This is a genomic window from Aurantimicrobium minutum, from assembly GCF_029894165.1.
GTDB lineage: Bacteria > Actinomycetota > Actinomycetes > Actinomycetales > Microbacteriaceae > Aurantimicrobium > Aurantimicrobium minutum_A.
The window spans coordinates 1,101,343-1,128,043 of the sequence record NZ_JARXXU010000001.1; the positions used below are offsets into that span (position 1 = coordinate 1,101,343).

The 26,701-nt window shown below is 52.0% G+C and carries 26 protein-coding genes and 1 tRNA gene; 21 read left to right on the forward strand and 6 right to left on the reverse strand.

Annotated features, from left to right (window positions below; all coding sequences use genetic code 11):
* Positions 1-2 precede the first annotated feature (2 nt).
* Complete coding sequence (locus M2119_RS05585) at positions 3-599, reverse strand: vitamin K epoxide reductase family protein (protein ID WP_280803955.1); 597 nt, start codon at positions 597-599, stop codon at positions 3-5.
* Between the two features lie 306 nt (positions 600-905).
* Between M2119_RS05585 and M2119_RS05590 the strand changes: the two genes are divergently transcribed.
* From M2119_RS05590 to M2119_RS05640, 11 genes are all read left to right on the forward strand, one after another.
* Complete coding sequence (locus M2119_RS05590) at positions 906-3,257, forward strand: Rne/Rng family ribonuclease (RefSeq protein WP_280803956.1); 2,352 nt, start codon at positions 906-908, stop codon at positions 3,255-3,257.
* A 176-nt stretch (positions 3,258-3,433) separates the two neighbouring features.
* Positions 3,434-3,742: a 50S ribosomal protein L21 gene (gene rplU / locus M2119_RS05595; protein WP_110233480.1), complete on the forward strand. Its 309-nt coding sequence runs from the start codon at positions 3,434-3,436 to the stop codon at positions 3,740-3,742.
* 19 nt (positions 3,743-3,761) lie between these two features.
* Positions 3,762-4,013 carry a 50S ribosomal protein L27 gene (gene rpmA / locus M2119_RS05600; protein ID WP_096381303.1) on the forward strand — a complete coding sequence of 84 codons (252 nt, stop codon included), beginning with the start codon at positions 3,762-3,764 and terminating at the stop codon, positions 4,011-4,013.
* A gap of 103 nt (positions 4,014-4,116) precedes the next feature.
* Positions 4,117-5,637, forward strand: coding sequence for a GTPase ObgE (obgE, locus tag M2119_RS05605; RefSeq protein WP_280803957.1), 1,521 nt, complete (start codon positions 4,117-4,119; stop codon positions 5,635-5,637).
* Positions 5,627-6,412 (forward strand): glutamate 5-kinase, encoded by a 786-nt coding sequence (gene proB, locus M2119_RS05610; RefSeq protein ID WP_280803958.1) that lies wholly within the window; start codon positions 5,627-5,629, stop codon positions 6,410-6,412. The genes obgE and proB overlap by 11 nt, the downstream gene beginning before the upstream one ends.
* A gap of 22 nt (positions 6,413-6,434) precedes the next feature.
* Positions 6,435-7,700: a glutamate-5-semialdehyde dehydrogenase gene (locus tag M2119_RS05615; RefSeq protein WP_280803959.1), complete on the forward strand. Its 1,266-nt coding sequence runs from the start codon at positions 6,435-6,437 to the stop codon at positions 7,698-7,700.
* Positions 7,701-7,735: 35 nt separating this feature from the next.
* The gene (locus M2119_RS05620) at positions 7,736-7,927 is read left to right on the forward strand and encodes a hypothetical protein (protein ID WP_280803960.1); all 192 of its coding nucleotides are present in this window, start codon (positions 7,736-7,738) and stop codon (positions 7,925-7,927) included.
* An 18-nt stretch (positions 7,928-7,945) separates the two neighbouring features.
* On the forward strand, positions 7,946-8,539 hold the full coding sequence (gene nadD / locus M2119_RS05625; RefSeq protein ID WP_280803961.1) for a nicotinate-nucleotide adenylyltransferase: 594 nt from the start codon (positions 7,946-7,948) through the stop codon (positions 8,537-8,539).
* Entirely contained in the window at positions 8,536-9,993 is a 1,458-nt protein-coding gene (locus M2119_RS05630; RefSeq protein ID WP_280803962.1) for a hypothetical protein, read from the forward strand. The genes nadD and M2119_RS05630 overlap by 4 nt, the downstream gene beginning before the upstream one ends.
* Complete coding sequence (gene rsfS, locus M2119_RS05635; protein ID WP_280803963.1) at positions 9,994-10,368, forward strand: ribosome silencing factor; 375 nt, start codon at positions 9,994-9,996, stop codon at positions 10,366-10,368.
* 38 nt (positions 10,369-10,406) lie between these two features.
* Positions 10,407-10,482 (forward strand) — tRNA-Ala (locus tag M2119_RS05640).
* A 42-nt stretch (positions 10,483-10,524) separates the two neighbouring features.
* On the opposite strand, the gene M2119_RS05645 is transcribed toward M2119_RS05640, so the two are convergent.
* Entirely contained in the window at positions 10,525-11,358 is an 834-nt protein-coding gene (locus M2119_RS05645; RefSeq protein ID WP_280803964.1) for a DUF1295 domain-containing protein, read from the reverse strand.
* Between the two features lie 133 nt (positions 11,359-11,491).
* On the opposite strand from M2119_RS05645, the gene M2119_RS05650 reads away from it, so the two are divergent.
* Positions 11,492-11,842, forward strand: a complete 351-nt coding sequence (locus tag M2119_RS05650) for a zinc ribbon domain-containing protein YjdM (protein ID WP_280803965.1) — start codon at positions 11,492-11,494, stop codon at positions 11,840-11,842.
* Positions 11,843-11,845: 3 nt separating this feature from the next.
* On the opposite strand, the gene M2119_RS05655 is transcribed toward M2119_RS05650, so the two are convergent.
* Both M2119_RS05655 and M2119_RS05660 read right to left on the reverse strand, forming a co-directional pair.
* Complete coding sequence (locus M2119_RS05655; RefSeq protein WP_280803966.1) at positions 11,846-13,183, reverse strand: DUF4032 domain-containing protein; 1,338 nt, start codon at positions 13,181-13,183, stop codon at positions 11,846-11,848.
* Positions 13,184-13,271: 88 nt separating this feature from the next.
* Positions 13,272-14,360 carry an ABC transporter ATP-binding protein gene (locus M2119_RS05660; RefSeq protein WP_280803967.1) on the reverse strand — a complete coding sequence of 363 codons (1,089 nt, stop codon included), beginning with the start codon at positions 14,358-14,360 and terminating at the stop codon, positions 13,272-13,274.
* Positions 14,361-14,539: 179 nt separating this feature from the next.
* On the opposite strand from M2119_RS05660, the gene M2119_RS05665 reads away from it, so the two are divergent.
* From M2119_RS05665 to M2119_RS05680, 4 genes are read left to right on the forward strand one after another with little or no spacing between them, the layout of a single operon-like run.
* Positions 14,540-15,586, forward strand: coding sequence for an LLM class flavin-dependent oxidoreductase (locus M2119_RS05665; protein WP_280803968.1), 1,047 nt, complete (start codon positions 14,540-14,542; stop codon positions 15,584-15,586).
* A gap of 48 nt (positions 15,587-15,634) precedes the next feature.
* Entirely contained in the window at positions 15,635-17,284 is a 1,650-nt protein-coding gene (locus tag M2119_RS05670; protein ID WP_280803969.1) for an FAD-dependent oxidoreductase, read from the forward strand.
* Positions 17,284-17,556: a metal-sensitive transcriptional regulator gene (locus M2119_RS05675; protein ID WP_280803970.1), complete on the forward strand. Its 273-nt coding sequence runs from the start codon at positions 17,284-17,286 to the stop codon at positions 17,554-17,556. Before M2119_RS05670 ends, M2119_RS05675 begins: the two co-directional genes overlap by 1 nt.
* Before the next feature lie 14 nt (positions 17,557-17,570).
* On the forward strand, positions 17,571-18,836 hold the full coding sequence (locus tag M2119_RS05680) for a glycoside hydrolase family 3 N-terminal domain-containing protein (protein ID WP_280803971.1): 1,266 nt from the start codon (positions 17,571-17,573) through the stop codon (positions 18,834-18,836).
* Here M2119_RS05680 and M2119_RS05685 read toward each other — a convergent pair.
* Complete coding sequence (locus M2119_RS05685) at positions 18,833-19,882, reverse strand: FUSC family protein (RefSeq protein WP_280803972.1); 1,050 nt, start codon at positions 19,880-19,882, stop codon at positions 18,833-18,835. The genes M2119_RS05680 and M2119_RS05685 overlap by 4 nt on opposite strands.
* Before the next feature lie 160 nt (positions 19,883-20,042).
* Here M2119_RS05685 and M2119_RS05690 point away from each other — a divergent pair, with 160 nt between their 5' ends.
* The 3 genes from M2119_RS05690 to holA all read left to right on the forward strand — a co-directional run bounded on the left by M2119_RS05690 (position 20,043) and on the right by holA (position 23,707).
* Positions 20,043-20,690, forward strand: a complete 648-nt coding sequence (locus M2119_RS05690) for a ComEA family DNA-binding protein (RefSeq protein WP_280803973.1) — start codon at positions 20,043-20,045, stop codon at positions 20,688-20,690.
* Positions 20,691-20,800: 110 nt separating this feature from the next.
* Positions 20,801-22,693 (forward strand): ComEC/Rec2 family competence protein, encoded by a 1,893-nt coding sequence (locus M2119_RS05695; protein WP_280803974.1) that lies wholly within the window; start codon positions 20,801-20,803, stop codon positions 22,691-22,693.
* Between the two features lie 9 nt (positions 22,694-22,702).
* Entirely contained in the window at positions 22,703-23,707 is a 1,005-nt protein-coding gene (gene holA / locus M2119_RS05700; protein ID WP_280803975.1) for a DNA polymerase III subunit delta, read from the forward strand.
* A 52-nt stretch (positions 23,708-23,759) separates the two neighbouring features.
* On the opposite strand, the gene rpsT is transcribed toward holA, so the two are convergent.
* Positions 23,760-24,020 carry a 30S ribosomal protein S20 gene (gene rpsT / locus M2119_RS05705; RefSeq protein WP_280803976.1) on the reverse strand — a complete coding sequence of 87 codons (261 nt, stop codon included), beginning with the start codon at positions 24,018-24,020 and terminating at the stop codon, positions 23,760-23,762.
* Positions 24,021-24,194: 174 nt separating this feature from the next.
* Here rpsT and lepA point away from each other — a divergent pair, with 174 nt between their 5' ends.
* Positions 24,195-26,042 (forward strand): translation elongation factor 4, encoded by a 1,848-nt coding sequence (gene lepA, locus M2119_RS05710; protein WP_280803977.1) that lies wholly within the window; start codon positions 24,195-24,197, stop codon positions 26,040-26,042.
* On the forward strand, positions 26,042-26,701 hold the full coding sequence (locus M2119_RS05715) for a DUF1990 family protein (RefSeq protein WP_280803978.1): 660 nt from the start codon (positions 26,042-26,044) through the stop codon (positions 26,699-26,701). Before lepA ends, M2119_RS05715 begins: the two co-directional genes overlap by 1 nt.

The window sequence follows — 26,701 nt, forward strand, 5'->3', positions numbered from 1 at the left end:
TACTACAGAGTACCTATCCAGTCGAGTACGAGTTGAGCAATGAGGGCTTCAATGAGAAAGCTCACCAGAATGATCAACCCAACCCAGCTCAATAAAAGTGAACCGAGTTTTTGAGCATTTATTCCCCACACGCCGTGTTTCATGTTCCAGAAGGTTATGACCCAAAAGAAAGGGATGGTTGCAAACCACGTCACCATGCACCAGGGGCAGAGAGTTCCTAAAACGAACACGGACTGGCTAAACAGCCACAGGACAAACCCCAGTGCACCAGCAGCACCGATGTTGAGCCCACGCCAGAACCACGGAGCACAACGTGCTCCAGCGAGAAGTGCAATCGCCAAGGTGATGACTACGGACCACCCCATCAGACCTATGAGTGGGTTCGGGAAACCCAGAAGTGATCCTTGCCACGATGCAAGATTCTTGCCGCACTGAACAACGACACCAAAGTCACAGGAGGCGCTCTCGTCAGGGAACTGGAGCTGATGGATCTTTTCAACCGAGAGTGCGAATGCGGCTGTGAGTCCTATAGCCCCGGCAATGAGCATGAAGAACGCGAGCCCAGTCGGGCGTTTGGACTCGGCGATGGGAATACTCACCTTCTCATTATGGTCGTGGACTGGAATCTTTCACTCAGGAATCACGCAGGCTGTCCAAACCTGACATACTGGTAGAAGTGCGACGACAGCGTTCTCGTGCGACGTGACAATCAAGACTTTGCATAACAACGGTTATGCGCACGGGGAATCACCGCGATTGCCCGCCACAGTTCCAGAGCTACAAAGCCGGATTCTGTGGGAAGAATAAAAGATTTATAGCCCGAAAGCCTCGAGTCTTCGGCAAAAGAGAATAGTTACACCCCAGGTGGCGCGGTGACGCAGGGGGTAACGGGAAGCACACCACCCATGGTGAAAAACAACGAAGAAAACGTAAGCCTCGACTCCGACGCTGTCGAAGAATTGGTCACTGAAGTCGTGACCGAAGCTGCGGATGTCGCTGCAGAAATCATTGCCGAGGCTGTCTTGGTAGCCGAGGAGATTGTCGCTGAAGCTGTTGCCGAAGCCGAAGTTATCGAGGTAGCCGCAGAAGTTCTTGCTGAAGCTGTCCTCGAAACCGTTGTCGAAACCCAGCCTGTTGTCGCTGCGGTTGAATATCCCACCTTCGTGGCGAAAGACATCACGGACATCTTTTTCTTCGCACCCACTCTGCCAGGCTCTGAAGATCGGATCCCTACCCGTGACGGTCGTGACCGCATGGAAGATCGCCGCAACAACCGCACAAACCGAACGGAGCGCCCAGAGCGCGGTTCGTTTGGTCAACAGATTGACGACGATTCTGAAGAAGGTAGTTCAACACTTCGCCGCCGCGCCCGTCGCCGTCAGGGAGAAGACCGACCCGGTCAGGACGATCCTGCGAACACAGTAGTCCGCGTTCGCACTCCTCGTGCACCTGAACTCATTACCGAGCCACAGCGGATCAAAGGTTCTACGCGTTTAGAGGCAAAGAAGCAGCGACGACGAGATGGTCGCGATGCAGGTCGACGTCGCACCGTGGTGACCGAGAGTGAGTTTCTCGCACGCCGAGAGGCAGTGGACCGCGCCATGATTGTGCGGGAAATGGAAGACCGAGTACAGATTGGTGTTCTAGAAGACAACGTACTCGTAGAGCACTATGTCGCTCGTGCATCAGAAGCAAGCCTGATTGGCAATGTTTACCTCGGTAAGGTTCAGAACGTATTGCCGTCGATGGAAGCAGCCTTCGTTGATATTGGTCGTGGCCGAAACGCCGTACTTTACTCGGGTGAAGTTGACTGGGATTCGGTAGAAACCGGTAATCAGGCTCGTAAGATCGAGCACGCGCTCAAGCCTGGTGACAAAGTTCTTGTGCAGGTAACTAAAGACCCGGTTGGTCAAAAGGGTGCTCGTCTGACTTCTCAAGTTTCACTTCCAGGCCGCTACTTGGTTTACGTACCTAACGGTTCTATGAATGGAATTAGCCGTAAGTTACCCGATACCGAGCGCACCCGCCTCAAGCGCATCCTCAAGGAAGTACTTCCTGAAAACGTGGGAGTTATTGTTCGAACGGCCGCCGAGGGCGCTACAGAGGAACAACTCACCGTAGACGTCCAGCGCTTGACCCAGCAGTGGGAAGAGATTTCTCGCAAGGTAGAGACCGACAACGCGCCTGCGTTGCTCCACAGTGAATCTGATTTGCTCATCAAGATCGTTCGTGATGTCTTCAACGAAGACTTCCACCGCATGATCATTCAAGGCGAGATGGCCAAGAGCACTATTGAGAGCTACCTCAATCAGGTTGCACCGGAGCTGTTGGAACGTGTCTCTGCATATGAGGGAAATCGTGACAGCTTCGAGGAATACCGCATCACCGAACAGATTGAAAAGGCGTTAGACCGCAAGGTTTGGCTCCCTTCTGGTGGTTCTTTGGTTATTGACCGTACGGAAGCAATGACCGTAGTCGATGTCAACACGGGCAAGTTTGTTGGCTCGGGTGGAAACTTAGAAGAGACCGTCACAAAGAACAACTTGGAAGCCGCAGAAGAAATCGTTCGCCAGCTTCGACTCCGCGATATTGGTGGCATCATCGTGGTCGACTTCATCGATATGGTGCTGGAGACCAACCGCGACTTGGTCCACCGTCGCCTGATCGAATGTCTCTCTCGTGATCGCACGAAGCACCAGGTTGCTGAAGTCACGTCCTTGGGCTTGGTCCAAATGACGCGTAAAAAGTTGGGTCTGGGTCTTCTGGAAACTTTCTCGGAGGCCTGCCAGGTCTGTGCTGGTCGTGGCGTGATTGTTCACCACGAACCTGTTACTCGAGCTGGGAACAACGGTGAATCTAATGCCGCTGAGCCTCGTCGTCGCAGCAAGGGTCGTGGAAATAACCAGCCTGTAGCCCCTGCAGTGGTGGCCCACCCCATCCCTGAAGGCGCCAAGAACGCTTTAGCGCAGATCGCTGCCAGCACGTTGGGACACACCACTGAGGAACATGACGAAACTCAGGACGTTGAAGAAGTTGTCGAGATTCTCGATATCCCCGTGAAATCTGGTCGTGGCCGTAAGCCACGAGTCTCGGCAGAAAAGGCCGAAGTCATTCTCGAAAATGTTCTCGATGCACTGCCAGAGCCTAAAAAAGCTGGTCAGGGGAGAGGGCGTTCACGTCGAGTTTCTACTGCAAACATCTCGACAGGAGCCGACGGTGACGTCACTTCTGTTCCTCATGAGGCAGTAGGGGAGTAAATCGGTTGAAACCGTTGGTCGTGTTGGTTTGACCACGGTCTCAGATACGGCTATTCTTGAACCTTGGTGCGCATTCGATTCTGAATGTCCACGCACCAATCTTCTGCGGATAGTCCGGTTTGCCCAGGAATACAACGCAGAAACAATTCATTAGCTTTAAGAAATTAGGTAGCAAAGTGGTTTACGCAGTAGTGCGCTCCGGCGGTCGCCAGGAAAAGGTTGAAGTCGGCACCATTGTCACAATGGACCGTGTGAAGGCTGACAAGTCTGGCTCCATCGAGCTGCCCGCAGTCCTCCTCGTTGACGGTGACAAGATCACCGCTGACCAGGCTTCGCTGGCAAAGGTCAAGGTAACCGCAACGGTTCTCAACGACCTCCGCGGCCCCAAGATCATCATCCAGAAGTACAAGAACAAGACCGGTTACAAGAAGCGCCAGGGCCACCGTCAGGAGCTCACCCGCGTTCAGATCACCGGCATCAAGTAAGGCCTAGGAGAGACTCAAGATGGCACATAAAAAGGGTGCGAGCTCCACTCGCAACGGTCGTGACTCTAACGCACAGCGCCTCGGCGTCAAGCGCTTCGGGGGTCAGAAGGTTCTTGCCGGTGAAATCATTGTTCGCCAGCGTGGAACTCACTTCCACCCCGGCGTTAACGTCGGCCGTGGTGGCGATGACACTCTCTTCGCCCTCGCAGCTGGTGCTGTTGAGTTCGGTAACAAGGGTGGCCGCAAGGTCGTCAACATTGTGACTGTCTAACCACAGCGCATACAGCTTTAGAGGAAGGGCGAGCTTTTAGCTCGCCTTTTCTTTTTACTCGAGTATTACAAACGCCTGAGCATCGGCAGAAAGGTTTGCAGTCATGGCAACATTTGTTGACAAAGTAACTCTGCACCTCAAAGCCGGTCACGGTGGTAATGGTTGTGTCTCCGTCAAGCGTGAGAAGTTCAAACCACTTGCCGGCCCCGATGGCGGCAATGGCGGAGACGGTGGAGACATCGTTCTGTTTTCAGATCCACAAGTTACAACTCTCTTGAGTTTTCACCGTTCCCCTCACGTCAATTCACCTCATGGCGGCCCTGGAATGGGTGATCACCGTCAAGGGTTCAAGGGCGAAGAACTCGTACTTTCTGTACCCGTTGGGACCGTCGTGAAGGATCCTGACGGAACCGTGATCACTGACATGAACATTCCTGGAATGAGAGTTGTCATCGCTCCCGCTGGTCAAGGTGGTTTGGGTAACTCTGCACTGTCCTCGACTAAACGTAAAGCGCCCGGTTTCGCTCTCCTTGGAACAAAGGGTTTTGAAGGCGATGTAGTTCTTGAGCTCAAGACGCTGGCAGATGTTGCTTTGGTTGGCTATCCCTCTGCAGGTAAATCTTCTCTCGTCGCAGCACTGTCTGCTGCTCGTCCCAAGATCGCTGATTACCCCTTCACCACGCTCCACCCCAATTTGGGCGTTGTGCAAGCTGGAGACGTGAGGTACACCATCGCTGACGTTCCTGGCTTAATCGAGGGGGCATCTGAAGGTAAGGGATTGGGACTTGAGTTCCTCCGTCACGTTGAGCGGTGTACGGCTCTGCTGCATGTCATTGACTGCGCCACCATGGAACCAGGTCGCGACCCCCTCGCTGATTTGGATGTCATCTTGGGTGAACTTGCTGCTTACCCCGTTCCTGGAGACCAGGTTCCACTGTTAGAACGACCACAACTCATTGCTCTTAACAAGGTTGACGTCCCCGATGCCAAAGACATGGCAGACATGGTTCGTCCATTCCTCGAAGAACGTGGATATCGAGTCTTTGAAATTTCTGCCGTTTCTCACGAGGGGCTGCGTCAACTTTCTTTTGCACTTGCTGAACTTGTTGAAGCAGGACGTAAAGAAGCTGCCGCAAACGAGGTAGTTCCTGTCATCATGTTGCGTCCACGTGCCGTGGATGATCAGGGCTTCACTATTCGTGTAGAAGGTGGTTCAGGCGGAAATATATACCGTGTGATTGGCGCTAAGCCTGAGCGCTGGGTAGAACAGACCGACTTCAATAACGAAGAAGCTGTGGGTTATCTAGCTGATCGACTGAATAAAGCCGGCGTAGAAGACATGCTGTACAAAAAGGGAGCCGTTGCCGGTTCAACCGTCATCATTGGTGAAGGAAATGGACTTGTCTTTGACTGGGAGCCCACCATGACGTCTGCTGCAGAACTCATGACGGGACCTCGTGGAACAGATGAACGCCTTAACCAAAACAATCGTCGCACCAACAAGGAACGTCGAGACGACTACTACACTCTGATGGATGCAAAGCAGGAAGCCCGAGAAGAGCTTGTGCGTGAACGTGATGCTGGTATCTGGCAGGTGGATGAAGAGATCGCTGATGAGCATTAAAAGTCGTTCTGACATTCCTGCGGCACGCAGGATTGTGGTGAAGGTGGGTTCCTCTTCAATTAGTGGTGAGAACGCGCATCAGATTGAAAAGTTGGTTACTGCGCTTGCTGAAGCTCACGGGAGAGGTTCAGAAGTTGTGCTTGTTTCTTCCGGAGCGATGGCGACTGGTTTCCCCTACATCAACCTGACCAGTCGACCAACTGATCTCCCTACCCTGCAGGCTGCAGCTGCTGTCGGTCAGAGTCGCCTAATCTTCCGCTATCAAGAGTTGTTGGACAACTGGAACATCGTTGCTGGTCAAGTTCTCCTGACATCCGGTGATTTTGACAATGAGTCCACACGCTCGAATGCGGCACTGGCCATGGAGAAGCTTTTGGAGCTCCGTGTCCTCCCCATCGTGAACGAAAACGATACGGTGGCCACGCAAGAAATTCGCTTCGGGGATAATGACCACCTTGCAGCACTCGTCGCTCAACTGGTCACTGCAGATGTCTTAATCTTGCTTTCGGATGTCGACGGTATTTACACAAAGCCTCCTCATGAGCCGGGGGCAGAACGCATCGAACATGTTTCCTCTGGAGAACTCTTGGAACACGTTGAGTTTGGATCTATTGGTGCTGCTGGTGTGGGAAGTGGGGGAGCGGGCACAAAAGTTGCCGCGGCCCAATTTGCTGCCCAGTCTGGTACAGCAGTCTTGATTACCAATGCTGCACTTGTTTCTTCAGCTCTTCGTGGTGAGAACGTGGGTACCTGGTTCGACGCGGCCTCCAGCTAGTCCAACGAAGTAACATTGTGAAATGGTTGTATCCACACTTAGTCCTGCCCTCGTTTCGAAGCTAGAAGCTGCTCAGCGTGCCTCTCGTGTCCTCGCTACGCTCAGCACAGCGCAGAAAAACACAGCTTTAGCGGCGATTGCAGATGTTATTGATGCCAATCATGTGGCCATCCTTGAAGCAAATTCACTCGACATTGCTGCTGGTGAGAGCTCAGGTATGACGACGGGGCTCCTTGATCGCTTGCGTTTCACCCCCGAACGACTCACCGCATTAGCCGAGGCGGTGCGTGATGTGATCGGGTTGCCCGATCCCGTCGGGGTTGTCGTACGAGGTAATGACATGCCCAACTGCATCCATTTGACCGAGGTACGCGTTCCTTTTGGTGTGATCGGAGCTATCTACGAAGCCCGCCCTAACGTGACGGTCGATATTGCGGCCTTGTGTGTCAAAAGCGGCAATGCGTCGGTATTACGTGGGGGGAGCGCCGCAGAAAACACAAACACCGTTACCGTTGCGTTGATGCAAACTGCCCTTGCCGCAGCAGGACTCCCCGCTGAAGCGATTCAGAGCATCGATGATCTGGGGCGCGAAGGGGCTACTCAGCTCATGACTGCCCGTGGGTATGTCGATGTGTTGATTCCCCGTGGAAGCGCCAACCTCATCAACGCGGTTGTCTCTGAATCCAAAGTTCCTGTTATTGAGACAGGTGCTGGTGTAGTTCATATCTTCATTGATGACAGTGCCGATATTGCCCAAGCGGTGGAGATTGTTCACAATTCGAAGGTTCAACGCCCCAGTGTATGCAACGCCCTAGAGACGCTCCTCGTCCTCGACAGCGTGGCTGAAACTGCCCTACCACCTATTCTGAATCGTCTCGCTGAAGCAGGGGTCACACTTAAGGGTGATGATCGGACGCGTGAGATATATCCTGCAGCAGGAATAGTCACACCAGCGGATTACGCGACAGAACATATGTCGTTGGAGATGTCTATTCGGGTCGTTTCGAGCGTCGATGAAGCCATCGAGCACATTCGTATGTACTCCACCAAACACACTGAATCCATCCTGACGAACAATGTCACAAACGCAGAAAAATTCCTCGCGGAAGTAGATGCAGCTGTTGTCATGGTGAACTCTTCTACTCGTTTCACCGACGGGGGAGAATTTGGATTCGGTGCCGAAGTGGGCATCTCTACCCAGAAACTTCATGCCAGAGGTCCTATGGGTCTTCCGGAACTTACCTCCACTAAGTGGTTGGTCCGTGGTTCTGGTCACATTCGTGGCTAGAATTGAGTGAGATCACACCGAACCTTTGTGGAGTAATGATGAATGCACTAATTCTTGCTAGCGAGTCCGAAGTAACTTACCCACTCGTCATTCCGGCAATCGCATTCGCCATTATTGCTGCAGGAATCTTCACTTTCCTCGGCTTGGCTATGTACAGCTATAAGAACGTCGCAAACCGACACAGCCAGAAGTTCTCGTCGGCTGAAGACCACGGTGCTCACCACTAAACGAAGCACCCTGTGACCGTGACAGGTCCACATCGCCGGATTGGCATCTTGGGTGGCACCTTTGACCCTCCGCAAAATGGCCATATTGCCGTCGCACTTGAGGTTATACGCCGACTCGAACTCGAACTAGTACTCTTTGTACCTGCTGGATCTCCCTGGCAAAAAACTGAGGCTATCTCCGCTCAGCACCGTGTTGCGATGTCCCGTTTAGCAATCGCAGGACATAACTCGCTTGCACTGAGCACTGTCGATGTTGATCGTGACGGTCCGACCTTTACGGTCGATACGCTCCGTGACCTACGCCGTGAATACCCTGATGCAGATCTGTTTTTCATCCTTGGTGACGAAGCATTTGAAGGTATTGAAACGTGGAAATCCTTCGAAGAATTAGCTAACTTGGCTACCTTTGTTGTCGTTTCTCGCACCGGAACACCCGTAAAGGTTCCCGCGAAGCTTTCACCCAGCGTAAACTTGCTAGAAATAACGACGCTTCCCATTTCATCCACGCTGTGCCGTGAACGAATACAGGAGGGTAAGGCTCTCGAAGGCTTAGTCCCGTCAGCCGTCGCAGATTATATTTTTGACCACCAGTTGTATCGGAGACCACAGTGAGCGGTGACATGCCAGAAATCGTGCTCAACGAATTTGGTGACCTCTCGCGCAAGGCTCGACGAGAACTAGAAGCAAAGGGCATAGACCCCGACACGGCGGTTATCGAATACATCGCAGCCACTGGTCAAATTCCCGTTATTTCCGAAGAAGAAGCTGCGGCGGCCAAAGCTCACGCCCAGGTTGCGGCAGCAGAAGCCGCTCGTGAAACGACAGCGTCAGTTGAAGAACCTGCTCCTGCGTTGAGTGAAGAGGTCGTCGTTGAAAATGCTCTCGAGGCTTCAGCGGTGCCTCCGGTTTCTGACGCACTGGTTTCAGGTGAAACTGGACCGATTGAGCCCTTGGCTGTTTCTCCTGCGCTAGATTCTTCGACGCTTTCTGCAGTTGATGAAACTCTGGCCGCCGTTTCAGAGCACACAGGTGAGATTTCTACAGAATTTGATAACCTCGTCACGGCAGAGGAAGTAGAACCTTCCAAGGGGCCAACGTGGATCGAAAGCTTCCGCACTTCCCGCGAAGCGAAGAAAGCTGCGACTCTACTTGCCAAGCAAGAGAAGGCTGAAGCTGCTGCTACCGCTGCTGCCGCTGCGTTAGTTACTGCTCAAGCAGCAGAACAAGCAGAAGCTGTTCGCCTCGAACACGAGGAAGCAGACCGCATTGCCGAGCAAGAAAAGATGCTTGCGGAGCAAGAGGCAGCTGCAGAAGCTGCTGCGATCAAGCTCGCTCGGGAAGCCGAAGAAGCAGAACTTGAGGCACAGGCACTTTCTGTTGCAGACCAAGTAGCTCTGCATGAGACTGAAGTCGAGATAGTCGAGGTTTCTGACGACGTAGTTGAAACAGAAGCTCAAGCCCGTCCAGACTCTGATGCATCGGATGCAGATCTCACACTCGAATCTGAAATTGGTGAGGATGAGCGTGAAGAAGAGCTCGAGCCACAAACTATTTCTGAAGCCACTGCTGCTATTGCGATAGCAGAAGCAGTGGCTGCTGCTGAGGCAGTTGTAGAAGCCGGCGAAGTCAACATCGAATATGGCAACCTAGCTTCCGCTGTTCCCACAACCACGGGTTCAATTCCTGCAATCAGTAATGCATTGATTTTGCCTTCTCTTCCAGAAACAACGGGTTCTATTGCTCCGGTAAACCCCACAGGTGAAATTGTCATCACCGGATCGATTTTGATTCCATCCGCCGTCTCTCAGACAGGTGCCCCTTTTGATTCCATTGACACTTCTGAAATCGACGTCATCGCTGACGACGCAGAAGTTGCTCCCACGCAGGGGATGTCTCCTGTCAGTGCAGCATCTGCTGTCAGTGCATACAACGTCTCCAATACTGTCGTGACAACCCCGCGTGGTCTCAACGAGCGTTTGCCATTCATCCTCTCCATCACAGCTGCCGGTCTGGCTGTCGGAGTGGTTGCTCTATTCATTGCCGGTTATTTCTTAGGAATGTTCTAATTGGCTGCTACTGAAAACGCCCACCGTCTCCTCCAGATTGCTGCTACCGCTGCAGATGAGAAGGGCGGCTTCGATCTCGTTGCTCTGGATATCTCCGAGCCTCTTCCGCTCGTAGATATTTTTCTCCTCGTCACCGGTCGAAACGAACGAAACGTCATCGCAATTTCGAATGAAATTGAAGACAAAATGATCGAAGCTGGGGTGAAGACCATCCGACGTGAAGGCCGTTCTGAGGGGCGCTGGATTCTTCTTGACTTCGGAGACTTAGTCGTTCACGTCTTCCACGAAGAAGAGCGCATGTATTACGGCCTCGAACGCCTCTGGAAGGACTGCCCTGCAATCCCTCTTGAGTTCGCTCAGCACACAGAGGTGTAGTAATCTAAACAAGTTGTCTTGCTGAGAAGCGAGGTTACGGGTCTGTGGCGCAGCTGGTAGCGCACCTGCATGGCATGCAGGGGGTCAGGGGTTCGAGTCCCCTCAGATCCACCATGAAACGAGTGATCCTATGAACACTCTGGTGGACTTCGCTCTTTAGCTGGCCGGCTCTGTAATAGCTTCTAAGCCTCTTTTAGGGAACCAAGGAAAGAGCATGCTCACCCGACGCTGATACTGCGCGTATTCAGGGTATTTCGCCAGAGAAATCTCTTCGGTGAACTTGGTCGACCCGATAAATAAGATGGTGAGCAAGAAAGCTCCTACGACTGTCCACTGAGCAAGACTTCCCGCGGCTGCAGCCCCGAAGAGAAAAACAACCCACCACTGTGCTTGCTCAGAAAAGAAGTTGGGGTGACGTGAAATTCCAAACAACCCCGTGCTCATGAAACCAGGGTTGGGGATTCTTCCTGCTGCTTTTTCAGCACTCTTCCATTTGTGGAAGTTCCACTGTTGCTGATCCGCTACCGTCTCCATCAGCAGCAGGCCTAGGAACGCGATGGTGAGCCAAAAGTCGATCGGACTAAAAGGCGCTATTCCAGACTGGAGAATTGTCCATGCGGGCAAGGTAATCATCAGAAGCAGTGCGTTCTGGTAAATCACGATAAAAAATATGTTGAAGATTTCATACTGCCACCGTGGCATTCGCTGACGGAGTATTTCCCATCGGTAATCTTCGCCGCCCTTGGCATAGCCGCCCTTGCGTGCGAAGTTGAAGGTGAGGCGAGCTCCCCAGAGCGTCACAAGTACAGCTAAGACATTCAGGCGAGCGTCTGCGAAGTTAGCTCCTGCAGCGAACACCCACATGTACACAATGGGAATAATCGACCAAATGCGGTCTACCCACGAATGTTCGTTGGTGATGACTGACATGACCCAGGTCATGACGCAAACTGCTGCGCAAATCCACAGGTTAATGGTGAACACGTCCATGTGTTGAACCTCCTGAGAAGATTTTATTGTTGGTTTTACACAAAACCGGGCATTGTTGAGCTTTTGAACAGGGTGGGTTGCAACCAGTGTAGGCAGGGCTGCGTGATATGTTTTCGAGGTTCAAAGGATTGAAATGTCAGAAACTCTTCCCGCTTGCCCTCTCTGTTCTAGCGAATACACCTACGAAATGGGTGCTTTGCTCGTATGCCCAGAATGTGCACATGAATGGAACGTTGAGGAAGATCAAGCACATGATCCTTCCATCATCAAAGACGCTGTCGGCAACGTTCTTTCAGATGGAGATACGGTCACCGTCGTGAAGGGGCTCAAAGTGAAGGGTTTCCCACAAGACATCAAGGTAGGCACCAAAGTTCGTAATATCCGTTTAGTGCCCGGCGCTTCTAACGGTCACGACATTGACTGCAAAGTTGATGGCTTTGGTCAGATGCAACTCAAATCCAGCGTGGTTAAAAAGGTTCTCTAACCTCTAAACCAGATCGCGCCAATCCCGCACAGGTTCGTCTGCCCCGCGGGGGAGTACTGGTTCATCGAGATATTCAAAATCGGAATCATCTTTAATGATGCTGATGTTGGTAGAGATTGCACCTGTAGCAGGATGGATAACCAGTTCTTCATCTCTGCGGTATTGCAAAATGTTTTCAATGTAGTCACGTACTGCCTCGTTCAGAGGGACATCCCGTGCTTGCTGTTGGGAGATAAACCAGCGGTGTTCGAGAACTTGGTGAAAAACCTCTGCAGACTCCAGTTTGCTATCGAGATTTTCTGGAACACTGCGAATAACCGGTTCGAATACCCTGGTGAGCCACAGGTGAGCTACGACTTCCTCATCTAGGTTGAGCAAACTTACGGTTGCAGCATATGCATCGAGATCATTGAGAAGTCTTCGTGCTTGATTTTCTTCAGTGTCGAGCCCGGTGAGCCGTAACAATCTTCTGGCATGATGGCCCGCATCCACGACCTTCGGCTGAATTTTGACTTTGGTCCCTGTCTCATCCGTTTTGATAGAAAGTTCTTCGATATCAAAACCCAGCTCATTGAGCCGTTGCACTCGTTTGTTTATCTTCCACAATTCGTTCTGTTCGACGAGTTCAGGATCATTCAGTTCATGCCACAGGGTTTCGTATGATGCCATGATCCGGTCACTTGTGGCAATGGGATCTATGTTGGCGTCTAGCTTTCCACCGGCCTGGATATCCATTAATTCACCGGCAATATTAACGCGAGCGATGTCGAGGTCATGGTGACGTTGACCGGTGGTCAAGCTGTCATAGAGTCGGCCAGTTTCTGCATCGACCAGGTACGCCGCGAATGATCCGGCATCTCTCCGGAAGAGGGTATTTGAGAGGGAAACATCTCCCCAGAAAAAGCCAATGTTGTGAAGACGTACAAGCAAGAGCGCCAGGGAATCCACGAGACGCTGAGCAGTCTCAGGGCGCAGTGTGGTCGAGTACAGGGCACGGAAGGGCATTGAAAACTTGAGGTGCCGTGTGACGAGAGCTGAAGGCAACGCATTGCCTTCTTCATCTGTTCTGTTTTGAACAACAGCCACCGGTTCCACACACGGAACTTCGATTTTCAGAAGATTTCTCAGCATCGCATATTCGCCCTGGGCCATCTCATCCGTTGTTTCTTTGATGGCAATCACGGTTCCGTCCAATTGCGCAAAACGAACAATATGACGAGAAATTCCTTTAGGGAGAGCGGTGATGGTGTCTTCCGGCCAGCTCTCGAGTGGAATATCCCAGGGAAGAGTCAAAAGCCCAGGTTCAACGGTGGACGCGGTGATGTTCAAGGAGCCGCTCATCTGTGTCCTTAGGAATTAAGACTGTTGCCCGCGACCTTGAGCTAGATCGCGGGCAACAGTGCGTGTGATGGCGTGAAACGAGGTTCGTTTAGAGGACGACAGCGTCTGACAGGCGTTCACCGGAAGCAGTATCGAAGACGTGAATGTGCTTCTCAACAGGCATCACGTACACCTCGTCACCGCGGAGTGGGTGTGTGCGTCCATCCACGCGAATAGTAATGGTTTCTTCAGTCCCGTTGATATCGGTGTGGCCGTAGAGGTATCCATCAGCACCCAGTTCTTCGACGACATCGACAATAACTTTGAGGCCCTGGTCCTGTGACAGTGTGAGATCCTCGGGACGAATACCGAGTGTCACAACGCCGGTGGCCTTTTTGAGAACTTCAGGATCAACTGTGACTACAGCATTTCCGAATTTGACACCCTTGCCCGAAACCTCGGTAGGTAACAAGTTCATGGCGGGGGAGCCGATGAAGCCTGCCACAAAGGTATTGGCGGGGCGTTCGTACAGATCACGAGGAGTTCCAACCTGCTGCAGGATTCCATCTTTGAGAACCGCAATGCGGTCGCCCATGGTCAGTGCTTCAATCTGATCGTGGGTGACATACACAGTAGTGACACCGAGACGACGTTGCAGGGAAGAAATCTGGGTACGAGTCTGGACGCGCAGCTTTGCATCAAGGTTTGACAGAGGCTCATCCATCAGGAATACCTGAGGCTTGCGTACGATCGCACGGCCCATGGCCACACGCTGTCGCTGACCACCGGAAAGTGCCTTGGGCTTGCGGTCCAGGTACTGCTCGAGATCAAGAAGCTTGGCGGCTTCAAGCACGCGCTCTGCACGTTCTTCTTTGTTGACGCCGGCAATCTTGAGAGCAAAACCCATGTTTTCTGCCACAGTCATGTGGGGATAAAGGGCATAGTTCTGGAAGACCATTGCGATATCGCGGTCCTTGGGCGGGATATCGGTCACATCACGGTCGCCGATCAGAATGCGCCCGGAATTCACCTCTTCCAAGCCTGCAAGCATGCGCAGGGTCGTTGACTTGCCACAACCCGAAGGTCCGACAAGGACGAGAAATTCACCGTCAGCAACCTGGAGGTTGATGTTATCTACAGCCGGTTTATTGGTCCCGGGGTAGAGGCGAGTGGCGTTATCAAATGTAACTGTAGCCATGACTAATACTGCTCCTTCACCGGCAGGTACGTGCCGGACGATCCGTTGTGAATGGAATGTGGTAACCGTCGTTGGGAACCACAATATAAGTCTGTCACAAAAGCTGCTGATGGGAATATATCTGGGGTACCCCGACTTATCCTTGATGTATCTGTTGGGGATGAAGAATTGGGTGTTGCGTGGTGCATGAGGTTGAATTTGGTCTCAATACTTTTGGCGATGTGACGGTTGATCTGGAGGGACATCCCGTAGCTCCGGACCAAGTGCTTCGTAACGTAGCTGCCGAAGCGGTTCTCGCCGATGAGATTGGTCTCGATTTCTTTGGAATCGGGGAACACCATCGTGATGATTTCGCAGTGTCTGCCCCTGAAGTACTCCTCGGTGCGATTGCGTCGCAAACGTCCCGTATTCATTTAGGTTCAGCAGTGACTGTGCTCAGTTCTGACGACCCCATCCGAGTTTTCCAAAGATTTTCTACCCTCGATGCTCTTTCTAACGGTCGCGCTGAGATTATTGCTGGCCGCGGTTCCTTCACAGAGTCGTTCCCTCTATTTAGCTTTGATCTGTCAGAGTATGAATTGCTCTTTGAGGAAAAGCTGGACCTCCTCTCGCACCTTGTTCAAGGTGGACCTGTGACCTGGACTGGTTCAATCCGTACGCCACTCGAGGAACAATCGGTCTTTCCTCCCACTGCCTCCGGCAGGATTAAGACATGGATAGGTGTGGGTGGCAGCCCCCAATCTGTCGTTAGAGCTGCGCAGTACGGGCTGCCTCTAATGTTGGCAATTATTGGGGGAGATCCACTTCGCTTCCGCCCCTTTGTAGATTTGTACCACCAGGCACTGGCTCAGCTACAGGTTGACGTATTGCCCATTGGTCAGCATTCACCTGGTTTCATTTTTGATACAGATGATGAAGCTAAAAATCTGATGTTTCCGCATTATGCCGCGATGCATCAGCGGATTGGTCGTACACGTGGCTGGCCTCCACTTACCCGTGCACAGTTTGAACATGAGGCGAGTATGGATGGTGCCCTTTTCGCGGGTTCTCCAGAAACGGTTGCCCAAAAAATGGCGCGCAGTATTCATGGTCTCGGAATTTCCCGGTTTGACCTGAAATACAGCTTGGGAACCCTGCCCCACGAGCACCTTATGCGCAGTATTGAACTGTATGGAACTGTTGTCGTTCCACGTGTGCGTGAATTGCTCAGCGAGATGTCAAAATAACCCGCGTCATACTTGGTAAAGATACCCCTGGGGGTATATCATTGGGTTATGGAAAGACCTCGCAAGATAGTAGTAATTGGTGGAGTTGCCGGCGGAATGTCCGCGGCAACTCGTCTTCGTCGCCTGGACGAGAAGGCAAACATCGTTGTGTTGGAGCGGAGCGGTTTCGTCTCCTACGCCAACTGTGGGCTTCCCTATCACCTGAGCGAAACCATTGAAAAGCGTTCACTTCTTATCTTGCAAAACCCTGTCTCCTTAGGTGAGCGTTTCAACCTCGATGTTCGCGTACGACACGAGGTCGTATCGATTGACCGCGATGCGAAAACCGTCACTATCTATGACCGGGTCTGGAAAGTCACGTATGTCGAGAAATATGACTTTCTCGTTCTTTCCCCCGGTGCTGCTGCAACCATGCCCCAGGGGCCAGACTCCAAATGGATTTTGGCTATGCGCACGGTGGAAGACATGGATAAAGCAATTGCGTGGCTTTACCCCAATCCTTCTTCAGCTATCGTTCTCGGCGGTGGATTTATCGGCTTAGAGGTAGCAGAAAACCTTCTCAAGCGGGGCATGTCCGTAACTCTCATTAATCGCGGTCCACAAATCCTGAAACATCTTGATCCAGAAATGGCAGTTGCCTTGACGCAGCGTGTTCGCAATTCGGGAGTAGATCTTCGTGTGGGTCGCACCGTCGAAAGTTTCACTCGAAATTCAGTCACATTGGATAACGGTGATGTCATTGAAGCAGATGTAATTTTCTCAGCTATGGGTGTACAGCCTGAGATCAATCTTGCAGTTGAAGCTGGTTTGAAGATTGGCGCCAACGGGGGAATTTGGGTCGACGACCATCAACGCACTAGTGATCCTTCCATTTTTGCCGTGGGTGATGCTGCAGAGAAAATTGATGCCATCAGCGGCGATGAGAGGCTTGCTACCCTCGCGGGTCTGGCAAACCGACATGGTCACTCAGTGGCTAACGCCATAGCTGGAGCCACCACTATTCCTGCAACTCCTGCTCTTGGAACATCGATTCTTAGTTTCGATGGCATGGTTGCAGCCAATGTGGGCTGGAGCGAAAAATCACTTCGCACTGCGGGGCGGAAGATGCGAATCATTCATACTCATCCGTCGGATCACGCTGCGTACTATCCAGGGGCCCAAACCATGCGTTTGAAACTCCTAGTTGATCCTGAAACGGACCTTATTCTGGGAGCTCAGGGTGTCGGAGGGAATGGAGTCGACAAGAGAATCGACGTCATTGCAACCGCGATGTTTGCTGGAGTCACGGCTAGTAACCTTGCGCAACTCGAACTTGCGTATGACCCCCAACACGGTTCAGCCAAAGATCCGATTAATATGCTCGGATACGTCAACCGAAATATTGCAGAAGAACTCACCTCAGTTGTGGAATGGCACGAATTGGAAACCCTGCGTAACGACGGCGCCCTGGTGGTTGACGTTCGTACCGAAGGTGAGCATAAGTACGGCCATATCCCGGACAGCCTGAACTTTCCACTTGATTCATTGCGCGAACACATCAATGAGCTCAGAGGCAAGAACGTCATTGTTTATTGCCAAGTAGGCCAGCGAGGTCACACTTCTGCGCGTTTGTTAGCTCAAGAAGGAATACACGTAGCCAATCTCAATGGTGGCTACCTGACATATAAAGCCGGTTTGGCTTCAAAGGAGATGAAGTAATGCCCGAGATCACTGCTGCAGAACACAAGGCCATTGTTAACCGTCTCAAGCGCGCGCAGGGTCAGCTTGCCGCGGTGATTACCGCGGTGGAAGCTGGTGGAGACTGCCGTACCGTTGTCACTCAGCTCTCTGCTGTGTCAGGAGCTATCGATAAGGCTGGCTTTGCCATCATTGCCAAGGCAATGCAGGAATGTATGGCGACAGGGTCAGAGCAGGACGCCAACGCACCGACCGTTGCAGAGCTAGAAAAGCTTTTCTTGTCCCTGGCCTAGCTAAACTCCGAAGTGTGGGATCACGACGACGCCGAATACTTCGATGGCTGGGAGTCCTGACCGCTGTTGTATTGATTCTGGTCGGCATTGGTCTGCTCAATGTTCCGCGCGTGGAACCCCTTCGTTTCGGGGACCCTTCTGAATATATTCAGATGTCCGAACCGGTTAGCTACGAACCATGGGGATCTCACCCCGTCGACTTTTACGTCACGGAGACGTTGTCCGCTATGTCCCTGGAAGACAAAATCAGATCCCTCCTGATTGTGAACTACCCGGGTACTGATCTCGTAAACCTGCAGGATTACCTCTCTCGTTATCGTCCAAGTGGTTTCATTCTGATGGGCAGCAATATTCCGGCTACTCCTGAAGAACTCTCTAATTTGACCGCTGGCATTCGGGGGAGTGCAGAACTACCTCTCTTCATCGGAATCGATGAAGAAGGTGGCCAAGTGAAGAGATTGCCCTACGACGTCTTTGCTGGTGCTGATTTACTTCGTAACGAACCTCCCGAGGCTACAACTGCCGCTTTTCAACAACGCGGAGAGCTGCTCAAAAGAGTAGGTACGAACCTCAATTTTGGCGTCGTTGCGGACGTATCGGCAGATCCGCTTTCCTTTATCTATGGACGATCATTTGGTGCTGAAGGTGTGTCCGCGGGAGAACGTGTAGCTGCAGCGGTTGAGGCAGAAAATGTTTCCGTACTCTCGACGATTAAACATTTCCCCGGTCATGGAAGTGCGCCAGGCGATTCGCACGTTGGCGTTCCTTCATCCCCATTGACATATGAGCAATGGATAGCTTCTGATGCGCTGCCGTTTGAAGCAGGGATTAGTGCAGGTGCAGACATGGTGATGTTTGGACACCTCTCGTTCCCAGCAATCGATCCACTTCCTTCTTCTCTCTCACCTGCTTGGCACAGTATTCTCAGGCAACAATTGGGTTTTACCGGCATCATCATCACCGATGATATGACCATGCTTGAGAATTCCTCGCTTCCTGAGTACTCAGATCCCGTCACTAACGCTGTATGGGCAATAGCGGCCGGCAACGACATGTTGCTTTACGTTCCATCGGTCAGTTTTGATCCAGACACAGTTGTTGCAGGGGTTGCAAGCGCCGTGAGATCTGGTCGAATACCTGAGAGTCAAATTACCGATTCAGTAACCCGAGTGCTCACTCAACGTCGATTACTGTTTCCCGATGCAGAGAGATGGATTCCGCCCTGTGACGAGCGTTGCTTTGTATGGGGATATGTCGAGGTGAAAAAGGAAAAGGGTTAGTCCTCGAACCCTTCGGTGATTTCATCGCGTATTCGTCGAAGATTTTCCATGAGAAAACCGATAAGTACCCAGTTCAGTCCGGAAGGTGGACTGAGTTGAATGGGTTCTGTGAGGGCAGGAAGTTCCTCGGTGTCTGGATGGGATTGATTCGTAGCGGGTAACCCAGCATCACGCACCAACAGGCGGAGGTCATGACCTGAACGCATGAGCTCTTCTGCAATTTGAGCTATACCAGGCTCCGCGATCACGGAATCGTCGTAATGGTCTCGAACGCCGTGGGCTACCCCAATAACGCGCGTCACGATGATGGAAAGTTGCTGCAGGAGTGCAGCTTCCTTTTCAAGTTCCTCGGAATGCTTCCCTTTGAAAACATTAAAGCGGAGACCTTCTTGAGCATTGCGAAGGGTTGCTTGCGCGCTGTTGAGCTGGGGGCGGAGATCGCGTGCTCGGATGTATATGTTCTGAATGACCTCGTGGCTTGTGGACCTTCTGAGTACGCTGCCAATGTCCTCAAGGACTTCTGCGATGTTTGCACCGAGCGTAGCTATTGCCTTCTGGGAAGGCTCGATGTCGATGGGAGGAACGATGACGGCGTTAATCACGAACGCAATGGACGCCCCGATGAATGTCTCCACGATGCGACCTAATGCATATTCAGGTGTCGCCGAACCGATTGCTATCACCAGCATGGCTGAAATTGCAATTTGGTTTGCTGTTCCAGGTGTGAATTTGAAAGCCCATCCGGCAATGAAGGCAACGATGATGGCTAGGAGAACGAGCCATCCCTGACTGCCAAAAGCAAGACTTGCACCCAGGGCAATGGCCACCCCTAGAATGACGCCAGTACTACGTTCCAAAGCCTTTCCCAGCGATTGGTTGATGCTGGGTTGGATCACGATAATCGCCGCGATTGCAGCGAAGATGGGCTGCTCATGAGGGTAGATCGCAAGTGCAGCAAACCAAGCCAATAACGTGGCAACAATCGTTTTGACGAGTTGCAAAATCGGAATGCGCTTTTTCAGCTGAACAGTGGAAACAAGACTCACAGGTTCACCATATTCAAAGTGGTGGTGTGTGCATCGAGGGCTCGCGACGTGACGCCAATCTCAAGTCCAAGTATTCGTTCACAACTGAATAGATTTTCGGTGCATCCACAACAGTTTGTTGGTCCTCTGTGCACCGTGGTTACTTGCCTAGCATGCAGGTATGAAACGCCCTGTTGAAATATTCCGCTTCTTATGTGGACTAGATGATCGTGAACTTGCGGAGGGTTCCCGAGCACGTATTCGAATCCGTGTTGGGTCGGGTGCGGCGATTACAGCTGCACTACTTGTGCTCTCTGTTTCTGTTGGCATTGCTTTCGTTACCAATGCTCAGTCAACAAATGATTTACCAACAGAGCTATTGACAACAGCAACCCCGCAGGATGTTGAGCACATAACAGTAGAAACTTCACTGCTCACAGTCCATCTCAGTGGAGGCGTTACCGCACCTGGCATCTATTCACTGTCTTCTGGAAGCAGAGTCATCGACGCGATCATGGCAGCTGGCGGACTTCAAAGCGGTGTTGACGACTGTGGCGTGAACCTTGCCCGCGAAATTCGAGATGGTGAGCAAATTACCTTGGGGGGTGAATGTGCGGAGAACACGCAAAGCTCCTCGGACGTGGTGTCACTCAACGATGCGTCCGGAGAGGAACTTGATTCGTTACCTGGAATTGGCCCCACTCTTGCTCAACGGATAATTTCATGGCGAGACAGTAACGGAGGTTTTGCTTCTATTGAACAACTCAACGAAGTCCCAGGCATTGGTGACAAGTTATATGCAGGTGTGGCTGAACTCGTGACCTTGTGAAAATAGATCTCCGTCTTGCAATACCGGTTGTGAGTTCGTGGAGTGCAGTCGCACTTCTCCTACTGTTCCATGCCGAGCAGTCGGCTTCCCTGGTCATGTGGACCTGGTGCGTGGTCGTCCTCGCGTTCTTTGGTGGATTGTTGACATTTCGACATATTCCACACCTCTCGTTGTCTTTGTTGTCAATTGGGGCCGTCTGTATATCCCTCCTGATTCAGTTGCCATTTCATCCCCATGTTTCACCGTGGCAGGAGAACGTTGCCTCGACAAGTGGTACCCCAGATTGGGCTGCACAACTTCGGCAAAAATTTGTACTCGCCTCACAAGAGATGCCGGGGGTGGGTGGACAGCTCATTCCGGGACTGGGCATTGGCGATACCACGACGGTTTCACAATCACTCAGCGATGCCATGAAAATGGTCTCACTCACGCACATCACGGCTGTTTCTGGAGCCAATTGCATCATTGTTACGGCAGGTGTCTCGATGATTGCAGGCATGTGTGGTGCAGGGCGACGCATCAGGATCATCCTTGGCTTGTTGGCGTTAGTTATTTTTGTAGTTATTGTCACTCCACAGCCAAGTGTCATGCGCGCATCTGTCATGGCAGTTCTTGTGTTAATTGGTATGTACATTGGACGGCCTGGCACAGGAGTCGCGCTACTTTCTACCGCAGTGCTGATCCTGTTGCTCTGGAATCCATGGTGGGCACTTGAATATGGATTCATCTTGTCCGTCCTTGCTGTTTTCGGGCTCTTAGTCTTCTCGCAACCACTAGGACGTTCACTATCCAAGTGGATGCCGAGCCTCTTGGCGGAATTGATTTCAATTCCTTTAGCTGCGCAATTGATGTGTCAACCGGTCATCATTCTTCTCGCTCCAGCAATACCCGTTTATGGATTACTCGCAAATATCCTGGCCACTCCTGCCGCACCAGTTGCTACTGTGTGTGGACTTTTGGCTTTCCTCTCACTTCCTTTCTTTCCCGTCATTTCTCAGCTTTTGCTGTGGTGTGCATGGATTCCAGCACAATGGATTGGCAGTACAGCAGAGTTTCTTGCAGCTCTTCCAGCGGCTGCTATTCCGTGGATGAGTGGTCCGCTCGGACTTGTTTGCGCTGCCGCTGGCAGTGCACTGATGTTTCTCGTGTTGATTGCCAGAACGGCTTTTGTGCGAAGACTGTCCACTCTCGTGCTTGTCCTCTGCTTTGGCTGTGTCGTCGTATTTTCTGGAATATCAGGCATTCCTCGGGGTAACATTCCCCAGGATTGGAGTATCGCGGCATGTGATGTGGGACAAGGCGATGCCCTGATAGTGAAGAGCGCCAACGCTATTGCTGCTATTGATGTAGGCAGACGTCCTGCGCAGATGCAGAAGTGCCTGTCGACCTTAGGAATCACACATCTCGATCTGCTCGTGCTGACACATTTCGATAAGGATCATGTGGGTGGGCTTTCTGCCGTGACGGGAAAAGTGGATCACGTCATCTCGGGAGGTCCCGAAAATAGTGAAGATGAGGGATTACTGCGGGATTTACGGAGCCATGGCGCGACGGTTGAACGTGGCAGGAAGGGTATGTCTGGCACACTCGGTTCAGCCCAATGGAACATTCTGTGGCCTCAACCGGGTCAGACGGAAATGCAACAAGGGAATCCTGGCTCCGTCACCGTTGAAGTCGTCTTTCCTGAATTCAATGCTCTATTTCTTGGAGATCTCGGAGAAGAATCACAGCGTGCTTTACTGGAGGCCAACCCGGTCGGGCAGGTCGATGTCGTCAAAGTTGCCCACCACGGATCGGCAGATCAATACCCCCAGCTCTATGAGCGATTGAGGCCGTCCATTTCACTACTTTCAGTGGGAGCGGAAAACGATTACGGTCATCCACGCAAAGAGATACTAGAACTTCTTGAGAAATTAGATTCCAAGGTTCCACGAACGGACCATGATGGTCTGATTGTGATAAGTCCCGCTCCAGGCGGCTTGAGTATCTGGACAGAGCATTAGGCTGAAAACATGGCGGGAAAATCCAAGAATGCGATTGCTCAATACATTTGGAGTGATGCCATACCCGCACCCATCGTACTGATTACGGGTGCAGAGGGGTTTCTAGCCGACCGCGCAACGCAGAGGTTGCGTGAAAGCCTTAAAGTTGCCGATCCCTCTCTCGAAGTCAGCGATCTCGACGCAAGTTCTTATGTGTCAGGTGAACTTTTGACTCTCGCCAGTCCGTCGCTTTTTGGGGAACCGCGACTCATCCGCGTCAGTAACGTTGAGAAATGCAATGACGAATTTCTTCAAGAAATGTTGGATTACGTTACCTCACCGGACTCAGACACGACTGTCATTCTTCGACATGCTGGGGGAGTCAGAGGAAAGAAGCTCCTGGACACACTTCGTTCTGGTTCAGGGGGCGCTGTGGAAGTTGTCTGTGCTGAACTCAAAAGCGACAACGAAAAATTCGACTTTGCAGCCGCAGAGTTTAGGCTGGCCGGGCGAAAAATAGCTCCGAGTGCTCTTCGTGCTCTTGTCCAGGCCTTTTCAGGTTCTGGATCAGAACTTGCTAATGCATGTCAACAGCTCATCGCTGACGCTGAAGGTGACATTACTGATCGAACAGTTGAGGATTACTACGGAGGTCGAGTTGAAGCCACAGCTTTTAAAGTCGTGGATTCAGCAGTTGCAGGTCGCATGGGGGATGCACTGGTGACACTACGTCATGCCCTGCAATCGGGTGCAGATCCTGTCCCTATCGTGGCAACATTCGCCGCAAAGCTGCGCCTCATGGCCAAATTATTTGGAGAGCGACGCAGCTCAGGGGAGCTAGCTGGAGCACTGGGTGCTGCGCCCTGGCAGATTGATCGTGCACGGAAAGATCTTCAAGGGTGGACCGAATATGGGCTCGGTCGCGCGATTGAAGTAGTTGCAGAAACGGACGCCAACGTGAAGGGCGCATCGCGTGATCCGATTTACGCTCTGGAACGTATGGTCAATGTTGTGGCGAGCTACGGCCGCAGATAGTTAAGCGAAGAGGCCCCCACTTTCGTGGAGGCCTCTTCACAAGTGTTTCTTCTTAGAGAGAAGCTACCTGCTTCGCAATAGCTGACTTGCGGTTCGCAGCGTTGTTCTTGTGCAGAACACCCTTGCTTACAGCCTTGTCGAGCTTCTTGCCAGCGTTCTTCAGAGCTGATTCGGCTGCTGCCTTATCGCCTGCTGCAATAGCGGTCTTGGTTGCACGAACGGCGGTCTTGACTTCTGACTTCACGGCCTTGTTACGCTCGTGAGCCTTTTCGTTGGTGCCAATTCGCTTGATCTGCGACTTAATGTTTGCCACGTTAACCGTGTCTTTCACTCGTTGTATGTACGTATGGATTGTGTCGCACTAGAGGTAGAGGGCTCTTCGCGACGAATCATGTAGGGGAACTACACGTAAGCCAAGAATCAACACTACCAGTAAAGCAGTCAGTTGCTAAAACTGTGTCGTAGTTCGTGGGAGACTAGAGGTTCTATGTCTCCACGTTCAACGAACCCCCTGCAGCCTGCGTCCACGCAGCCAGCGAAGATTCGCAACTTTTGCATCATCGCTCACATCGACCACGGCAAATCAACCCTGGCCGACCGCATGCTCCAAATCACAGGCATCGTGGATGATCGGTCGATGCGTGCACAATACCTAGACCGCATGGATATTGAGCGTGAACGTGGCATCACCATCAAGAGCCAGGCAGTACGGATGCCCTGGGAGGTGGAGGGACAAACATATGCCCTCAACATGATCGATACACCAGGACACGTTGACTTCACATACGAAGTCAGCCGTTCTTTGGCGGCCTGTGAAGGAGCAATTCTACTCGTTGATGCAGCCCAAGGCATTGAGGCTCAGACTCTCGCCAACTTGTATTTAGCCATGGAGAATGACCTCACCATCATTCCCGTTCTCAACAAGATAGATCTGCCCGCTGCTGACCCAGAGAAATATGCCAAGGAATTGGCTGATCTCATCGGAGGGAAGCCAGAAGACGTGCTTCGCGTTTCCGGGAAAACGGGAATGGGAGTTGCCGAACTTCTAGACCTGGTCGTGGAGAAAATCCCTGCTCCGACCGGTGATGCAGATGCACCAGCACGCGCCATGATTTTTGACTCCGTCTACGACGCATATCGTGGCGTCATCACCTACGTACGTGTAATTGATGGGATGCTCAAGCCACGTCAGCGCATTCAGATGATGAGTACGAAGGCAACACACGAACTTATTGAGATTGGAGTTAGTTCACCCGAACCGATTCCCTCTCAGGGGTTGGGTGTCGGTGAAGTGGGGTACCTCATCACCGGCGTTAAGGACGTCCGTCAATCCAAGGTGGGCGATACAGTTACTGACTTTGCAAAGCCAGCTTCTCAAGCACTCCCGGGCTACACAGACCCCAAGGCTATGGTTTTTTCTGGCCTATACCCCATAGACGGTTCTGATTATCCGGTGCTGCGTGAGGCGCTCGACAAACTGAAGCTCTCCGATGCTTCTCTAAATTATGAACCCGAGACATCTGTGGCACTTGGGTTTGGTTTCCGCTGTGGATTCCTCGGTCTTCTTCACCTCGAGATCATCACAGAGCGCCTGGAACGCGAATTCGGTTTAGACCTCATCGCAACAGCACCTTCTGTGCCTTACGAGGTAACCACAGAGGATAAGAAAACCGTGACCGTCACAAACCCCAGTGAGTACCCCACTGGCAAGATCACTAGAGTGTCAGAGCCGTTAGTTCGTGCTGGAATTTTGACGCCCAAAGACTACGTGGGCACCATTATGGAGCTGTGTCAAAGTCGTCGAGGAAATCTGCTGGGCATGGAGTACTTCGGTGAAGATCGTGTCGAAATGAAGTACGAGATTCCCCTTGGTGAGATCGTCTTTGACTTTTTCGATCATTTGAAGAGCCGAACGCAAGGTTATGCCTCTCTCGATTATGAAGAGGCGGGCGAGCAAGACTCGGATCTGGTCAAGGTCGATATCTTGCTCCAGGGTGAACAGGTTGATGCGTTTAGCGCAATTGTTCATAAGGACAAGGCGTATGCCTATGGCCTCATGATGACTGAACGCCTCAAGAAACTCATCCCTCGACAGCAATTCGAAGTCCCTATTCAAGCTGCGATTGGTGCCCGCATCATCGCGCGTGAAACCATTTCTGCTATTCGCAAGGATGTTCTTGCGAAATGTTATGGCGGTGACATCACTCGTAAGCGCAAACTTCTGGAAAAGCAGAAGGAAGGTAAGAAGCGCATGAAGATGGTCGGCCGTGTGGAAGTTCCTCAAGAAGCCTTCATCGCAGCACTTCAGGGTGACGAAGAAGTGAAGAAAAAATAGTGACTTCTCCCAGAAGACGCACCTATAGTGGCGAGCGCGTTGTGAGCTACGGTTCTGTTGGTGCTACCCAAGCGGCTGACGTATTAATTTTCCCACCCGCAGGGTTCACTGCGGCTCAGCAGGAATTTCGGCTGGGCAGTGGTCAAGAACGTTTTGAAACCGCCAGCGCTGCTTTGATGACCTGGGGTGTTCCTCAGGGGGCACACCTCGAATTGATCTCTATAGATGAAGCGCAATCTGAAGGTTACAGCGGTTTACTGTTTAACGAGTTTGGTGCGCCCATTGCACCTACAGCTGATGCTTTAGAGCAGTTATTTGCATCCGATGGAACCCCCTATCTCTCGGCGGGAACCACCGTCGAACTCGGAAAGATGTGGTCACCGTCTCCGTTGGTAACCAGTCACCGAGTGATTTATGTGCAACGCGAAGAACGACGAATTGGCTATGCACTGGGGACGCTCGATTCCGCTCCTGTTATTGGCGAAGAATATTTCTCAGTTGAATGGCGCGAGGATGATTCTGTGTGGGCCGTGATGCGCAGTGTGACAGCGGTTGCGGAAGGGCGTAAGTATCGCTTCCTCGCTCCTCTGATCCGTTTTCGACAGTTGCTTCAGCGTCGACAATACGTTCGTTCACTTCTTCCTGCTAGAACGGCCTAG

What these genes read in the sequence shown, in the direction of transcription:
- M2119_RS05590 (WP_280803956.1), top strand. Translation starts at nt 906, where the DNA reads ATGGTGAAAAACAACGAAGAAAACGTAAGCCTCGACTCCGACGCTGTC.
- rpmA (WP_096381303.1), top strand. Translation starts at nt 3,762, where the DNA reads ATGGCACATAAAAAGGGTGCGAGCTCCACTCGCAACGGTCGTGACTCT.
- obgE (WP_280803957.1), top strand. Translation starts at nt 4,117, where the DNA reads ATGGCAACATTTGTTGACAAAGTAACTCTGCACCTCAAAGCCGGTCAC.
- proB (WP_280803958.1), top strand. Translation starts at nt 5,627, where the DNA reads ATGAGCATTAAAAGTCGTTCTGACATTCCTGCGGCACGCAGGATTGTG.
- M2119_RS05615 (WP_280803959.1), top strand. Translation starts at nt 6,435, where the DNA reads ATGGTTGTATCCACACTTAGTCCTGCCCTCGTTTCGAAGCTAGAAGCT.
- M2119_RS05620 (WP_280803960.1), top strand. Translation starts at nt 7,736, where the DNA reads ATGATGAATGCACTAATTCTTGCTAGCGAGTCCGAAGTAACTTACCCA.
- M2119_RS05645 (WP_280803964.1), bottom strand. Translation starts at nt 11,358, where the DNA reads ATGGACGTGTTCACCATTAACCTGTGGATTTGCGCAGCAGTTTGCGTC.
- M2119_RS05650 (WP_280803965.1), top strand. Translation starts at nt 11,492, where the DNA reads ATGTCAGAAACTCTTCCCGCTTGCCCTCTCTGTTCTAGCGAATACACC.
- M2119_RS05655 (WP_280803966.1), bottom strand. Translation starts at nt 13,183, where the DNA reads ATGAGCGGCTCCTTGAACATCACCGCGTCCACCGTTGAACCTGGGCTT.
- M2119_RS05660 (WP_280803967.1), bottom strand. Translation starts at nt 14,360, where the DNA reads ATGGCTACAGTTACATTTGATAACGCCACTCGCCTCTACCCCGGGACC.
- M2119_RS05670 (WP_280803969.1), top strand. Translation starts at nt 15,635, where the DNA reads ATGGAAAGACCTCGCAAGATAGTAGTAATTGGTGGAGTTGCCGGCGGA.
- M2119_RS05675 (WP_280803970.1), top strand. Translation starts at nt 17,284, where the DNA reads ATGCCCGAGATCACTGCTGCAGAACACAAGGCCATTGTTAACCGTCTC.
- M2119_RS05690 (WP_280803973.1), top strand. Translation starts at nt 20,043, where the DNA reads ATGAAACGCCCTGTTGAAATATTCCGCTTCTTATGTGGACTAGATGAT.
- holA (WP_280803975.1), top strand. Translation starts at nt 22,703, where the DNA reads ATGGCGGGAAAATCCAAGAATGCGATTGCTCAATACATTTGGAGTGAT.
- lepA (WP_280803977.1), top strand. Translation starts at nt 24,195, where the DNA reads ATGTCTCCACGTTCAACGAACCCCCTGCAGCCTGCGTCCACGCAGCCA.